Here is a 13,962-nt window from a genome sequence, read left to right on the forward strand (position 1 = left end):
ACTGTCTGCCGACTCGAAAGGTGGTGACGAAGATGAACGACTTCCCGATGACCGAGCTGGTCCTGGAGGCTCCGACGCATGCCCTCCGGCTGCTCGCGGAGACGATCAACCGCGAGTTCGAGCGGCGTGACCCCTCGACGCCGAGCCCTTACGAGTGGGCAGCCGAGCGCCTCGGCATCGACACCACCGAGCTCGTCGTCCTCGACGAGGGTCTGCAGCCGGCGGTCGCCCACTCGGTCGGACGGTGGCTGTTCGACGCGCAGGCACGGCACGGAGCCGAGCTCGTCGGCGCCTACCCGTCCCGGCCCGCCAAGAGCGAGGTCGTGGCCGGCGCAGCCAGCGACTGCCGCGCGTTCAACTCGGCGATGGTCGTGCTCCCGGCAGGTGCACTGTGCGCGGCGCAGGTCGTCGTGCGGATCACGACCGAGCACTACGGCATCAGCCTCGAGCTGATGGGACGCACCAGCGACGCCGACCTGCTGGCCGACGCCTTCGTCGCGTTCCTCCAGGCTCGGCGGTCGGCTGACTCGCCCTACCGGCTCGGTGCCTACCGGATCACCACCAACAACCGCGGCCTGGCGCTGGCGCGCTGGGCTCCTCCGGCGGCCTCCCGTGCGCTGCTCAAACTCGACGACAGCGTGTGGCACACGGTCGACCGCAGCGTCCACCGCGTGCTGGAGCTCGCCGACGACCTCAAGGCGCGCGGACTCGGCACGAGCACCGGACTGCTGCTGGTCGGTCCCCCGGGCACGGGCAAGACCCAGCTCGGCACGGTGGTGGCCAACGAGCTGCTCGGCCGCACCACGGTGCTGGTCCCCGGCACCTACGTGACGGAGCACTACCTGACCGAGCTGTTCGACCTGGCGGCTGACCTGTCGCCCTGCCTGATCTTGATGGACGACCTCGACCTGATCGCGGGTGAGCGCGGCCAGACCAACCCGCACCGGCTGCGGGAGTTCCTCAACGTGATGGACGGCGGTCTGGCCGACCGCAGCGGCGTCGTGGTCATCGCGTCGACCAACGACCACCGCAAGATCGACAAGGCGGCGCGGCGGTCGTCGCGGTTCGACACCGTCATCAAGATGGAGCCGCCCGGCGTCGAGGGCCGGCTGGCGATCCTGGAGCGCTACCTGGCGTGGTGCTCCGTCGCTCTCGACCTGCCGGCCGTCGCTCGTGCGACGGACGGCGCGACGGGAGCGGACCTGAAGGAGCTGGTCCGGGCCACGGTGCTCGAGACCAACGACGCGGTCACGACCCAGGCCCTCCTCACGCAGGCGGGCACGGGGCCCTGGCTCGCGCCCAAGCCGGCCGCGGGTCAGTACCTCTAGGACAGTCGGTGGGCTGAGAGTGACCTCCCGGTCACGCTCAGCCCACCGACTCGCGCACCCACGTTTCGTCCGGGTGACCAATGGACGGCACCCCGGAGGGGGAGGACCGTTGGCTTTACCTTCGAAAGATGCGGGGTGAGCGGTGTCCGACTACGTGAAACAGGCAGTCGTCGTCATCCACGGCATGGGCGAGCAGCTGCCGCTGTCGACGCTGACGCGGTTCATCGACACCGCGCTGACGCCGGTCGGGGTCGACAAGGAACGCCACTACTACTCCCGACCGGAGTCGGTGACCGGCACCTACGAGTCCCGCCGGTTCCTCGCTCCCCGCGCCCTCGAAGGCGAGGTCGAGGTCAACGCGCAGACTGACTTCTTCGAGTACCACTGGGCCTACAAGATGCAGGGCAACCGCCTCGACGACCTGTGGCCGACGTTCCGCAAGATCCTGGTGCAGCTGCCTCATCGGGTGCCCACGGGCCTGCGCGGAGTCTGGGTCCTCGCCTGGGCGTTGATCATCTGGACCGTGTGGGCGGTCCTGGATGGTCCGCTCGAGGGGGAGGTGTTCGGCAAGGACGACCCGCTCGGTTCGGCCGTGGCCGCGCTGGTGTCGGGCGGACTCGCTGCAGCGCTGATCTCCTACCTGATGGCGCGGGTGCTCCCGAAGTGGTTGACGGCGAGCTTCGTGGACGTGGTGCGCTACCTCGACACCAGCCCTCGCTCCTACGAGGCCCGACGAGAGATCCGCAAGGGCCTGGTCGACCTGCTGCAGGCACTGCACGACTCCGAGGCACCGAGGTATGACCGCATTGTGATCGTCGCGCACAGCCTCGGCGCCTACATCGCCTACGACGGCATCGCCTACCTGTGGGGGACGATGAACGCCAAGACCGACTTCGACCCGGTCAGCAAGGACCTGCGCTCGTTGCTGGCTCTCGAGGATGCCGCCTCATCGCTGAAGGGCAGCGTTCCCCACGCCTCACAGGTCCACCGTTTCCAGCAGGCCCAGCGTGATCTCGGGTGCGAGATCCGATCGCAGGGCAACCCGTGGCTGATCACCGACTTCGTGAGCGTCGGGACCCCGATGTATTTCGCCGACCAGCTCATGAACGGCAAGGGCGGCCGCTCCTTCGCCAAGCGCGTCGAGAGGCGCGAGATCCCCACCTGTCCGCCTCACAACGAGGAGGACCCGGACAACAACATCAACGGGCTCCCCCGCTTCTACTCGTGGCGCAAGACGTTCTGGGCGGGCCCGAAGGGCCAGCGCAAGAAGGTTTCGCGCCGCGTCATCTACGAAGGTGCGCCGTTTGCAGTGACCCGCTGGACCAACCTCTACTTCCCGGTGCGGCTCGCGTTCTTCGGTGACTGGTTCGGCGGTCCGCTCGGCCCGGTCTTCGGACGAGGCATCAAGGACGTCGAGGTCACGGGCAATACCCCCGGCCGCCCCGGCACCCGCCCGTGGCGGCACCGCTTACTCCCCGCGGCGGCCCATTCGCTCTACTTCAGCTTCCCCGAGGACGACGCCGAGGACTCGGCAGCGACAGCGATCCGGGCGGCGCTCGACCTCGCATGCAGCGACTGGATCCACGCGATGCCGAAGGCCGCGGGCGACGATGCGGAAGAAGTCTGACCGGAATGCGGTCAATATCTTCGTGGCCATTGGCAAAGGCCCTGGCAAGACGCGTAGGCTGGTGCCGTTGAAGGGGTGATCCGCAAGGACCGCCCACCGCCGCCGGCGATAGACGGCGGTACATCACGTAGTTCTTGGTTTTCGGTTCAGCTGGACATCCAACGAATGCAGATGTTTTCAGCTCGAGCGTCCGACAAGGTGTCGGGTCGCAGCAACACCGAAGGAAAAAATCATGACCCAGGGAACCGTGAAGTGGTTCAACGCTGACAAGGGCTTCGGCTTCATCGCTCAGGACGACGGCGGCGCCGACGTCTTCGTGCACTTCTCCGCCATCCAGACCCAGGGCTTCAAGAGCCTCGAGGACAACCAGCGCGTCGAGTTCGACGTGACGCAGGGTCCCAAGGGTCCGCAGGCCGAGAACGTCCGCGCCATCTGACGCAGACGGCCTCAGCGCCGGCAGCCCCGCTCGTCATCGACGAGCGGGGCTGTTCGCATTTTCAGCGCCGACTCACGACCGGCTCACGACCGGACTGCGGCGCTCCCGGTCGCCTGGACGGCGAGCCTGCCGTCGGCCGTCCACAGTCCGGCCTCGGCGAACACCACCGACGACCCGCGCTTGAGGACCCGGCCCTCGCCGCGCACTTCGCCCAGCGGGAGCGGCGCGAGGAAGTTCGTCGTGATCGAGATGGTGGGCAAGAAGAGCTCGGCCTCGGCATAGACGACCAGCGACAGCACGACATCGATCATCGCGACGGCGAAACCGCCCTGGACGTTGTCGAAGTGGTTGCGGAAGGCGGGTTGCGGCGCGAACAGCAGGTCGACGTACGCCGGATCGCGTCTCGCCTCCGTGACGACGAACGGAGTGAGCTCGGCGCACACCGGCCGCGGCAGCGCGTTGAGGTGGGCGACGAGGTCCACCGATCCTTCGGGCACGGCTGCCAGTCTTCCTCAGCCCGGCACGAAGATGTCGCTGCCGGCGATGATCCGCTCGATCTCGGCCTTGAGGTGCCGGGCGAGGTCCCCGCACGCGGCCGCGTCGACCGTCACCCCGTCGGCCTCGGGGTAGACCGAGCCGAGGACGAAGATGTTCTCGTCGTTGTACTCGTTGGCCGGAGCGGTGTAGTTGAAGCTCCCCGCGACCACGATCTTCTCGTCGATGACCATCAGCTTGTGGTGGAGCTTGCGGAGGTTGGCGAAGACCCCGCTCTTGCTCGGCACGTAGAGCTCGATGTTCGGGTGCTTCAGCCATGCGGGAGCAGCCCACTTCTGCTTCGCCTGGGCCGGGTCGAGCACGCCCTTGATCGTCATCCCCCCGCGCGCCAGCGCGAGCATCGTGTCATCGATGCCCGAGGACCCGGCGAAGGTGAAGATCGCGAAGTAGACCTCGCTGGAGCCCTTGAGCATCTGCTTCATGATCTCGAGCTCGGGGGTGTGGTCCGGGGCGAAGAGCACCTTCACCGGCACCCCGCCCAGCCCGTAGGTCTTCGGCACGTCGCCGTGCATCCCGCGCCCGAACGATCCGTGGCGCAGCTGCTCGACCTCGGTGAGGTACTGCCGACAGACGTAGGAGTTGCGGAAGACGAAGACGTGGTTGAGGTTCTTGTGGGTGTCGGTGTCGGTGAAGTTGGCCGACCCGGTCAGCAACGCCGAGGTCGCCACCGACCCACCGTCGTAGTCCCGCAGCACGAACTTCTGGTGGAAGATCGCCGGGTTGTAGTCGCCCCGCACCTGGACGTCGGAGCGCAGCAACGCGGCGAGGATCCGCCGGTTCGCGGCCAGCTCGGTGTCGTCGGCACCCCACTGCACCCGCCGAAGCGCCTGTTCGGGCGTCTCCCCCGCCTTGGGCGACGGCTGCTTCGGCGGGTTGCCCTGGAGCGGCGTGCGCAGGTAGTCCTGCTCGAGGAACAGCTCGACCCGGACGCCGCGCCAGCTGGCGTCGAGGATCGCCTGGGCGATCGCCTCGTTGTCGAGCTCTTGGACCGCGATGCTCAACGTGACCTTCGCCGCCGAGATGAAGTCGACGATCACCGTCTCGAGGTTGTCGGCGGCGCCGAGCTCCTGCGGGCCGACGTAAGCCTCGATCTTGCCGTCTGCGAACTGCGCCATGGGAGGACCTCCGTGTCGAGAACACACGCGTGGGTCGCCGCCCGAGCAGCGTGATTCCCACGGTCCTCTCCTCGAGGCGTCCCGGCAATCGGGGTAACCCTGGAGACTCCCTCAGGTCGAGGGCAGATCAGGTGGGCGGGCGCTGCAGCGAGATCCAGCGCCACAGGACGACCGCTCCGAGGACCAGGCCTCCGGCGATCACCAGGAACCACGCGGAGCTCGACAGCGGGTCTGTCGCGGCGCCGATCACCACACCGGTGGCTGGTACGGCGAGCCACACCAGGAGGAGGCTCACCCACAGCTGGGTCACGGACGGCGGTTCGTGATCGCTCATCTTTGACTCCTCAGAGGCGCTGGGCTGCGGGGACCAGCTGCTCGACGGCAGCAAGTCCAGCGAGGTCATCTTGGTGGATAACAGCGACATCCCAATAGGTCTGCGCCCGAATCCCGACTTTTTCTTCGAGCGGAGCCGTGCGGGAGCCGATGTCGGCGACCGTCGTACGGCCCAGCGCGTCGCCACCGTTGCCCCACACCGCGACGTCGCGGTAGCCGAGCTCGGCGAGGCGCGGCCAGACGGCCAACGGGTCGTTGCCGGCGAGCCGGGAGAGCCGGTGGTCGTACTCGAAGAAGAGCACCGGGCGCGCACCGCCCCAGGCCTCGGCGATCGCCGGGACCAGCTCGACGTCGTAGCCGTCGGTGTCGCTCTTGATCAGGCGGAGGTTGGCGAAGGAGGGGTACTTCTCGCGCAGCGCCTCCGGCGTGATCGTCGGCAGCGCGTCGCCCACCTCGCCCTCCGCGAAGCGCGTCGTGCCTCCCGTGCGTACGGCGGTCGTCGCCTCGGTCTTCGGGTCGGGCGTCAGCAGCGCCTCGACCACGGCGACGCGAGGGTCCTCGTCGACGTTGAGGTGGAGGTACTCGAGGAAGTAGGGGTCGGCCTCGACGCAGAGGATCTGGGCGTCGGTCGCGTGCAGGATCTGCAGGGCCGAGTCGCCGACGTTGGCACCGACATCGAGCACGGTGACCGGCGACGCCGGCTCGGAGAGCGCGGCAGCGAGCCGCACGAGGTTCTGGCCGTAAGGACCATCACCGGCATAGTCGGGCAGCCGGTGCGGCCACGGCAGCACCATCTTGACGCCCTGGACCTCCCGGACGACCTTGCGATTGGGGAAGCGGTCGCGCACCCACCACCCGAGGTGGTGGCGCACGTTGGAAGGAAGGTCGCGGAGCTTGGGGGGCACGACGGGCAATTTAGTGCTGACCTCCATCAGGTTTCAGACAGACCAGCCGGCGAACGCCTGGCCGGTCATCTCGCGCAGCTCGGCGACCTCGGGTGCGAGCGCAGCACGCAGTCGTGCGAGCGACTCCTCGCTCGGCTCCGGACGCTCAACGGGCTTGCTGATCCGGCGCTTCACGAAGTTGCGGAACTGCGTGAGTCGGTCGGTCGGCAGCTTGTGCATCAGCCGGATGAGCGCCGGCCGGCGCAGCGCCTGGTACCAGCCGGGGAGGGTGCCCTTGTCGCCGTAGGAGTTGCGCGGCCGCAGCGCCTCCTCGTCGAGCTCGATCGGAGCGAGCCCGAGGAAGTCGAAGATCCGCTTCATCGTCGTCTGCGGGTCGTCGCGGAGGTCGGCGAGGTCGATGACCAGCACCTGCTCGGGCGGGAACCGGCGGTAGAACTCGCGCAGCTGGGTGGCGTAGCGGCTCGGCGCGACGATGCGGTTGTGCGGCTCGTCGACGTCGACGAGGGCCGCCTCGATGTCCTCGGTCATGACGCCCCAGGTCGCTTCCTCGACGTACTCCGCGATCGCGCGTTCGACGGGGTCGCGCACGAGGTAGAGCAGCTTGGCGTCAGGGATCAGCTCGGCCATCCGGTCGACGACGCCGGGGAACACGGGCCACTTGGTGTATTGCGGCGTCGACTCCCCGCGGTAGGCCGTCCCGGGCGCGTAGTAGCCCTGGTAGCGCCCGACCCACGAGAGGCATCCGGGGTCGGTGAAGAACCGCATCTCCTTGTCGTCGGACATGGAGACCTCGGGGTGCAGCGCGAGGTAGTTGTGCAGGCTCGTCGACCCGGCCTTCGCGGCCCCGATCACGACCAGGTTGGGGAGCAGCGACGCGTCGGGCTCGACCGCGACCGCATCACCGCGCGGCTGCCGGTCCTTCTGCGCCACCGAGAGGTCGCACCAGGGGCAGATGTCGTGAGGATGTCCGTCGCTCGCGAGGAGCCAGCCGAGCTTGCGCATCTCCACCGTCGTGCTGGTCGAGATGACCGGCGGCACGCACAGGTCGCACTGCAAGGAGACCAGCTCGTCGCGGCCCTCCCGGGCGAAGCGGTCGAGGACGGTCATCAGCGTCCGAGGAGGCGCGACATCTGCTCGATGTCGGCGTCGACCATCAGCCGCGCGAGCGCCTTGGCGTCGGTGTCGGGCTTCCAGCCCAGCACCTCGCGGGCCTTGCTCGCGTCACCGATGAGCGCGTCGACCTCGGTCGGCCGCTCGTAGGACTCGTTGTAGCGGACGTGGTCCTCCCAGTTGAGGCCCGCGTGGGAGAAGGCGTACTCGGCGAACTCACGCACGGTGGTGCCGATGCCGGTGGCGAGCACGTAGTCCTGCGGCTCGTCATGCTGCAGCATCCGCCACATGCCCTCGACGTATTCCTTGGCGTAGCCCCAGTCGCGGATCGCGTCGAGGTTGCCGAGGGTGAGGTGGTCGGTGATGCCGAGCTTGATGGACGCGACGCCGAGCGTGATCTTGCGGGTCACGAAGCTCTCGCCACGACGGGGCGACTCGTGGTTGAACAAGATGCCGGAGACCGCGAAGAGGTCGTAGGCCTCGCGGTAGTTGATCGTCACCCAGTGCGCGTAGAGCTTCGCGGCGCCGTAGGGCGAGCGCGGGTAGAACGTCGTGTCCTCGGCCTGGGGCGGCGGGGTCGCGCCGAACATCTCCGAGGTCGACGCCTGGTAGAAGCGGCAGTCGATCTTCGCTGCCCGGATCGCCTCGAGTAGGCGCAGGGTGCCGGTCGCGTCGGTCGACGCCGTGTATTCCGGCATCTCGAAGGACACCTTCACGTGGCTCTGCGCACCGAGGTTGTAGACCTCGTGCGGCGTGATCTCGCGGATCAGGTTGACCAGGCTGACGCCGTCGGTCAGGTCGCCGTAGTGCAGGTGGAGGTTGCTGTCGGTGTGCAGGTGGTCGATCCGGCTGCGGTTGAGGGTCGACGCGCGCCGCACGAGTCCGTGCACCTCGTAGCCCTTGCCGAGGAGCAGCTCAGCGAGGTAGGAGCCGTCCTGTCCGGTGATGCCGGTGATGAGTGCACGCTTCGTCACGCGGGCCACCGTATATGGCCGATAAGGTGCTCGCGCTTCGAGTCCGACATTCCAACCCACGGGCCAACCCACTGGCCGTCACAACGGGAGGGTCCGTTCCCCATGCACCTGGTCGTCGATGCGGTCGTCGTCCGGTCCGGAAGCTCCGCCATCGTCATCGAGCACCTGCTCCGCGGATGGACCCAGGAGGCCCCTGACGACGAGGTCACCGTGCTGGTGGGCCCCGAAGGGCCGTGCTTCGCGATCCCCGAGGGCTACCGCGTCGAGACCGTCACTGCGCCGGTCGGCGGCCCCGCGGGCAAGTTGTGGCTGCGCACCCTCGGAGTACGACGGAGCGCCCGCGCGCAGCGCCCTGACGCGGTCCTCGCGGCCGTGCCCGCGACCGGGCTGGTCGGCTACGGACGCCGGCGCGGGTTGATCCTCTACGACCTTCGCCACGAGCTGCGCCCGCATCAGTTCTCGTGGAAGACCCGGCTGTCGCGGCGGGTGTCCTGGAGCTGGACGATGAGCCGGGCCGACGGGATCTACACGATCTCCGAACGCACGCTCCACGACCTGCAGGCCCGCCACCCCCGCCTGGCCCGCAACGGGATGGCGGCGCAGCTGGGCGCCGACCACGTCGACGAGTGGCCCCCGCCCACGGAGGCGCAGCAGGCGGGCGGGGCGCCGTACGCCCTGGCGTTCGGGCACTTCGGCAACAAGAACGCCGACGCCGTCATCGAGGGCTGGGCGCAGTTCTGCGCGACCGACGCGACGTGGACGTTGCGGCTCGTCGGCATGGGCTCAGCCGACCGCGCAGCGGCGACCGAGCGGGTCGCCGCGCTCGGCCTGGCCGACCGGGTCGAGCTGATGCCGTGGCTCGATGACGACCAGTTCCAGGACTGCTTCGTGGCCGCCGGCCTGGTCATCTTCCCGTCCGACTTCGAGGGCTTCGGCCTCCCGGCGATCGAGGCCCAGCGCCTCGGCATCCCGGTCGTGGTGTCGGACGACCCGGCCCTCGCCGAGGTGACCGGCGGCCACGCCGCCGTCGCCCGGTCGACCAGCCCGTCCGACCTGGCCGCGGCGATCGCTGCTGCGCTCGCCGCGACCCCTGAGGACCTCGCGGCGGCACGGGAGTTCACCGACGGCTTCTCCTGGCGGCGTACGGCCCGGGTCGTGCGGACGTCACTCCTGGGCTAGAAGCTCCCGGACTCAGAGGTAGCGGGCGTCGTGCTCGACGCCCGTGCGCAGCCGCTCCTGGTGCACCTCGACCATCCTGCGCACCAGGTCGTCGAACGTCGTGGTCGCGCGCCAGCCGAGCGCGGCCGCAGCCGGCTCCGGGTCGGCGACCAGCACGGCAGTGTCGGCCGGGCGGATCAGGTCGGGGTCGGTGACGACGTAGGGCGCCGGGTCGTCGATGCCGGCCGCGGCGAACGCGGTGGTCAGCAGCTGGTCGAGGGTGTGGGTGATGCCGGTGCCGATCTCGACGTCCTGCGGCTCGTCGGCGCCGAGCATGAGGGCCATCGCCTCGACGTAGTCGCCGGCAAAACCCCAGTCCCGACTCACGTCGAGGTTGCCGAGGCGGAGCTCGCTGCGCTGCCCGGCGGCGATCTCCGCGACGCCGCGGGTGATCTTGCCGGTGACGAAGACCGCAGGACGCAGCGGGCTCTCGTGGTTGAAGAGGCGGGCCGAGCAGGCGTGCAGGCCCTGCTTCAGGCGTGCCTCGCGGACCGCATCCTCGGCGGCCGCCTTGGCCTGCGCGTAGGGACTGTGCGCGGCGGACCCGGCGACCTCGGCCGACGACGCCTGGAAGAAGCGCGGCTCGCGACCGGTGCGGTCGCGGAGCTCGACCAGGGCGTCGAGCAGCGTCACGACTGCGGTGTGATTGACGGCGCGGGTGATCTCGGGCTCGTCCCAGCTGCGCGCCACCGAGCTCATCGCGGCCAGGTTGTAGACCTCGTCGGGCTCGGTCTCGGCGACGAGCCGGAACACGTCGTCGCGGTCGCAGATGTCCATCGGCACCACCTCGACGCCGGCGAGGTAGGCCGCGCAGAGATCGGCCGGGGCGGTGGCCGGGAGCGTGAGCCCGACGACGCGGGCGCCGGCCCGGAGGAGGAGTCGGGAGAGGTAGATCCCGTCCTGACCGGTGACCCCGGTGACGAGGACCGTCCGTCCCTGCAGATCGCGCACGGAGTCAGCCTAGGGAGGCTTGGTCAGTCGGCGTGTTGCGGGGCGACGACGAGCGACTGCTCGGGCTCATCGGTCTCCTTCGCGCGATCCGACCGTGGGGTCTGCAACAGGTCGGGTTTGATCATCGCGAGCGCCGCGAGCGAGGCCGGGACCCACATGGTGCGGTCCCACAGACCGGGGAACGTCGGCGCGATGCCCATGAACACCCACACGACGTAGGTGAGGCGACGCATCGGGTGCTTGGTGAAGAGCGGCCGGGCGAGCGGATAGAGGACGGCAGCGTAGGCGAGGAGCCCGATGATCCCGGTCGCGATCGCGGCCTCGAGGTAGACGTTGTGGAACTGCTCGACGCCCTCGAAGCCCGAGCCGAGGACCGGTGAGTGCCAGAACCGGTCGAAGCCGACGCTGAGCGCCCCCTCGCGGACGTTGTCGGAGAACTTGGCGGTGCCGTCTCCGGCCAGGCGGGACACCGCGGATCCTTCACCGCTGACGTCGACGATGAGCGGCAGGCTGATGATGCCGAGCGCTGCGACGACCGCCAGGCCGATGCCCATCAGCGCCGACCGCTCGACAAGCGGCACGAGGAGCACGATCACCACGAGCACGACGAGTGCCGCGCGACTCCCGCTCATGGTGATCGAGGCGAGACTGGTCGCGGCGAAGGCGGCCAGCACGACCCGGGTGCGCACGTCGGTGTGGTGCGCGAACAGGTAGAACACGAGCGCGATCGAGGTGACCCCCGCGATCCCGAACGCGTTGGGGTGGTGGGTCAGGCCGTCGTAACGTCCGTGGTTGACCGAGCCCTCGACGAACCCCTTGGCGGTGCTGAGGAGGTGGCCGGCGAGGTAGGCCCAGCAGAGCCGGTCGACGATCTTGTAGTGCGGCCGCCAGAGGGCGATCGCGAGCGGCAGCGCTCCGACGTAGAAGATCCACTGCCCGGCGTAGAACGCGTTGACGAGCAGGTTGCCGGTGATCATGACCGAGATCAGGCTGCAGATCGCCATCAGCAGCAGGCCCAGGACATACATGATCGGCAGCTTGAGCCGGGTGCCGATGAGCGTCGGAGCCAGGTGGATGATGCCGGCGACCACGAAGACGTCGGTCGGCGGGGCGCCGCCGGTCATCTGCTCGATGCCGCGATACATCGGCGCGGTCGCGAAGGCGCCCATGAAGCAGAGGATCCCGGTGGTGCGGGCACCGACGGTCAGCAGCACGACGAGGTAGGCCGCCGCGACGATGGCCGCCCCTGCGTAGAGCAGGCCCTGGCTGGACACCGCGACGAGGGCGCCCGTCAGCAGCAAGGCAACGCAGGTGAGGATGATCCCTCGATCTGCTCTTTGGCTCACTGATCCTCCGCTCCGGACAACTCCCGGAGTGTACGGCGACGCGTCACCCTCCTGCGAAAGGTGGCAGGAACTCGACCGTGGCGCCCGGAGGCACCACGACCGACCCCGGGTCGCGGCTCGCGACCGGCTGGTCGCCGACGAGGACCGAGCACACGCCGATCACGTCGGCGAACCGACCTCCGGGGTGCAGTGCGACGGCCGCCGCGGTCACCTCGGCCAGGGTCAGCGGCCCGCCGACCTCGAGCAGGTCGCCCTCGACGCCCGCTGCGGACCGCGCAGCAGCCCAGTAACGGACCCGGATGACCTGCGTCTCATTCACCACTTCTGCCCTTCCGCGTAGCCGTGAGGTTTCGGTATCCTGCACTTTCGGAAAACCGGCCGAGGCTCAGTGTTGCGTTTCGGTCTCTCAACGGCACTTTGTGCCAGTGAGGAGACCCGCCATGAGCACTCTCCTTCTTTTGACGAGCGCCCTCCAGGCCTCGGCTGAGGTGCTGCCCGGTCTTGCGCTGCTCGGGCACCAGGTCAAGATCCTGCCTGCCGAGGGAAGCGCGCTGCTCGAGGCCCCCGAGTCCGACCTGGTCCTCGTCGACGGCCGTCAGGATCTCGCCGGTTCCCGTGACCTGTGCCGACTGATCCGCACCACCGGCACCGACGTGCCCGTCATCCTCGTCGCGACCGAGGGTGGCCTCGCCGTCGTCTCCCACGACTGGGGCATGGACGACGTCGTGCTGCACACCTGCGGCCCCGCCGAGCTCGAGGCCCGCATCAAGCTGGCGATCGGCCGGCTCAACGCCGCTCGCGAAGCGGCCGACCCCGACGCCCACGTCATCCGCTCCGGCGAGGTCGTCGTCGACGACGCGACCTACACCGCCAAGGTGGGCGGTCGCGTTCTCGACCTGACCTTCAAGGAGTTCGAGCTCCTCAAGTTCCTGGCGCAGCACCCCGGGCGGGTGTTCTCCCGCCAGCAGCTGCTCCAGGAGGTCTGGGGCTACGACTACTTCGGCGGCACGCGCACGGTCGACGTGCACGTGCGCCGGCTGCGCGCCAAGCTCGGCCCCGAGAACGAGACCCTCATCGGCACGGTCCGCAACGTCGGCTACCGCTTCGTGCTGCCGGCGAAGGACGGCTCCAAGGACCCGGAGCCCGCGTCCATCGACGCCTGACCCCGTCATCTAGGGTCGGCGGATGACCGCTGCCGACCCGCTCGAGGCCATCACGGCCGTACGGCGTGCGTGCCTCGCCGTCGACGGGCACGACCCGGTCGACGAGGCGGTCCACCTCCGGCTCAAGCACCACGGCCTCGAGGGGACCGAGGCGTGGGTGGAGGACGACGGGTTCGCCCTGCGCCACGACGGCGCACTCGACCTCGCGGTGGCGCCGGAGGCACGACGCCAGGGGCTCGGCGGACGCCTGGCGGCGCTCGCGATGGCCGCCCCCGGCGGTCTCACGGCCTGGTCGCACGGAGACGCCCCGGCCGCCCGCGCGCTCGCCGCGCGTCTGGGCATGGCTCGAGCGCGGGAGCTCTGGGTGATGCGCCGGCCTGCCGGCGTACTGCCCGAGGAGGTGGTGCTCCCCGGCATCGCCATCCGGAGCTTCGAGCCGAGCGACGCGCCGGCGCTGCTCGCGGTCAACGCAGCGGCTTTCGCGCACCATGCCGAGCAGGGCGCGATGACGGCAGCCGACCTCGCGGAGCGGATGAGCGAGCCGTGGTTCGACCCTGCCGGCCTGCTCCTCGCGGTCGACGCTGACGGGGCGGTGCTGGGCTTCCACTGGACCAAGCGTCACGACGCCGACCACGGCGAGGTCTACGTCCTCGGGGTCGCTCCCGCTGCCCACGGCCGGGGTCTCGGCAAGGCACTGACGATCGCCGGACTGCGCCATCTTGCCGAACGCCGTATCGCGGAGGTCCTTCTCTTCGTTGAGTCCGACAACGAGCCTGCGGTCCGGCTTTACTCCGGCCTCGGATTCACCCACAGCACGGCGGACACGCACGTGCAGTACGAGCGCGCATCCCACCAGACGCAACCGTCACACGAAACCACTTCACCCAGATAGCATCGGACC

General features: G+C 69.3%; 15 protein-coding genes. 6 read left to right on the forward strand and 9 right to left on the reverse strand.

The genetic code is table 11. The annotated features are described in order from the left end of the window. Positions 1 to 32 precede the first annotated feature (32 nt). The 3 genes from F0U44_RS04085 (at position 33) to F0U44_RS04095 (ending at position 3,391) form a co-directional block, all read left to right on the forward strand. Positions 33 to 1,328 carry an AAA family ATPase gene (locus F0U44_RS04085; RefSeq protein ID WP_188113312.1) on the forward strand — a complete coding sequence of 432 codons (1,296 nt, stop codon included), beginning with the start codon at positions 33 to 35 and terminating at the stop codon, positions 1,326 to 1,328. A 142-nt stretch (positions 1,329 to 1,470) separates the two neighbouring features. Then, the gene (locus tag F0U44_RS04090; RefSeq protein WP_149726938.1) at positions 1,471 to 2,955 is read left to right on the forward strand and encodes a hypothetical protein; all 1,485 of its coding nucleotides are present in this window, start codon (positions 1,471 to 1,473) and stop codon (positions 2,953 to 2,955) included. 232 nt (positions 2,956 to 3,187) lie between these two features. After that, positions 3,188 to 3,391: a cold-shock protein gene (locus F0U44_RS04095; RefSeq protein ID WP_149726939.1), complete on the forward strand. Its 204-nt coding sequence runs from the start codon at positions 3,188 to 3,190 to the stop codon at positions 3,389 to 3,391. Positions 3,392 to 3,474: 83 nt separating this feature from the next. Here F0U44_RS04095 and F0U44_RS04100 read toward each other — a convergent pair whose 3' ends face one another. The 6 genes from F0U44_RS04100 to gmd form a co-directional block, all read right to left on the reverse strand. Next, positions 3,475 to 3,888 carry a PaaI family thioesterase gene (locus F0U44_RS04100; RefSeq protein ID WP_149726940.1) on the reverse strand — a complete coding sequence of 138 codons (414 nt, stop codon included), beginning with the start codon at positions 3,886 to 3,888 and terminating at the stop codon, positions 3,475 to 3,477. A gap of 15 nt (positions 3,889 to 3,903) precedes the next feature. After that, a complete protein-coding gene (locus F0U44_RS04105) occupies positions 3,904 to 5,061 on the reverse strand; it encodes a phospholipase D-like domain-containing protein (RefSeq protein ID WP_149726941.1) in 1,158 nt (385 codons plus the stop codon). 127 nt (positions 5,062 to 5,188) lie between these two features. Further along, positions 5,189 to 5,395 (reverse strand): hypothetical protein, encoded by a 207-nt coding sequence (locus F0U44_RS04110; protein ID WP_149726942.1) that lies wholly within the window; start codon positions 5,393 to 5,395, stop codon positions 5,189 to 5,191. A gap of 10 nt (positions 5,396 to 5,405) precedes the next feature. Further along, positions 5,406 to 6,299: an FkbM family methyltransferase gene (locus tag F0U44_RS04115; protein WP_188113313.1), complete on the reverse strand. Its 894-nt coding sequence runs from the start codon at positions 6,297 to 6,299 to the stop codon at positions 5,406 to 5,408. 33 nt (positions 6,300 to 6,332) lie between these two features. Next, the gene (locus tag F0U44_RS04120) at positions 6,333 to 7,406 is read right to left on the reverse strand and encodes a sulfotransferase family protein (RefSeq protein ID WP_149726944.1); all 1,074 of its coding nucleotides are present in this window, start codon (positions 7,404 to 7,406) and stop codon (positions 6,333 to 6,335) included. After that, entirely contained in the window at positions 7,406 to 8,383 is a 978-nt protein-coding gene (gene gmd, locus F0U44_RS04125) for a GDP-mannose 4,6-dehydratase (RefSeq protein ID WP_149726945.1), read from the reverse strand. Before gmd ends, F0U44_RS04120 begins: the two co-directional genes overlap by 1 nt. Before the next feature lie 102 nt (positions 8,384 to 8,485). Between gmd and F0U44_RS04130 the strand changes: the two genes are divergently transcribed. Beyond that, entirely contained in the window at positions 8,486 to 9,562 is a 1,077-nt protein-coding gene (locus F0U44_RS04130; RefSeq protein ID WP_149726946.1) for a glycosyltransferase, read from the forward strand. Positions 9,563 to 9,574: 12 nt separating this feature from the next. Here F0U44_RS04130 and F0U44_RS04135 read toward each other — a convergent pair whose 3' ends face one another. The 3 genes from F0U44_RS04135 to F0U44_RS04145 form a co-directional block, all read right to left on the reverse strand. Then, positions 9,575 to 10,552, reverse strand: coding sequence for a GDP-mannose 4,6-dehydratase (locus F0U44_RS04135; RefSeq protein ID WP_149726947.1), 978 nt, complete (start codon positions 10,550 to 10,552; stop codon positions 9,575 to 9,577). A 23-nt stretch (positions 10,553 to 10,575) separates the two neighbouring features. Then, positions 10,576 to 11,853: an O-antigen ligase family protein gene (locus tag F0U44_RS04140; protein WP_149726948.1), complete on the reverse strand. Its 1,278-nt coding sequence runs from the start codon at positions 11,851 to 11,853 to the stop codon at positions 10,576 to 10,578. Between the two features lie 88 nt (positions 11,854 to 11,941). Then, a complete protein-coding gene (locus F0U44_RS04145) occupies positions 11,942 to 12,217 on the reverse strand; it encodes a MoaD/ThiS family protein (RefSeq protein WP_149726949.1) in 276 nt (91 codons plus the stop codon). A 121-nt stretch (positions 12,218 to 12,338) separates the two neighbouring features. On the opposite strand from F0U44_RS04145, the gene F0U44_RS04150 reads away from it, so the two are divergent. After that, a complete protein-coding gene (locus F0U44_RS04150) occupies positions 12,339 to 13,061 on the forward strand; it encodes a response regulator transcription factor (protein WP_149726950.1) in 723 nt (240 codons plus the stop codon). A gap of 22 nt (positions 13,062 to 13,083) precedes the next feature. Continuing rightward, positions 13,084 to 13,953 carry a mycothiol synthase gene (mshD, locus tag F0U44_RS04155; RefSeq protein ID WP_149726951.1) on the forward strand — a complete coding sequence of 290 codons (870 nt, stop codon included), beginning with the start codon at positions 13,084 to 13,086 and terminating at the stop codon, positions 13,951 to 13,953. Positions 13,954 to 13,962: the final 9 nt, after the last annotated feature.

It is taken from the genome of Nocardioides humilatus, assembly GCF_008373755.1.
Lineage (GTDB): Bacteria > Actinomycetota > Actinomycetes > Propionibacteriales > Nocardioidaceae > Nocardioides > Nocardioides humilatus.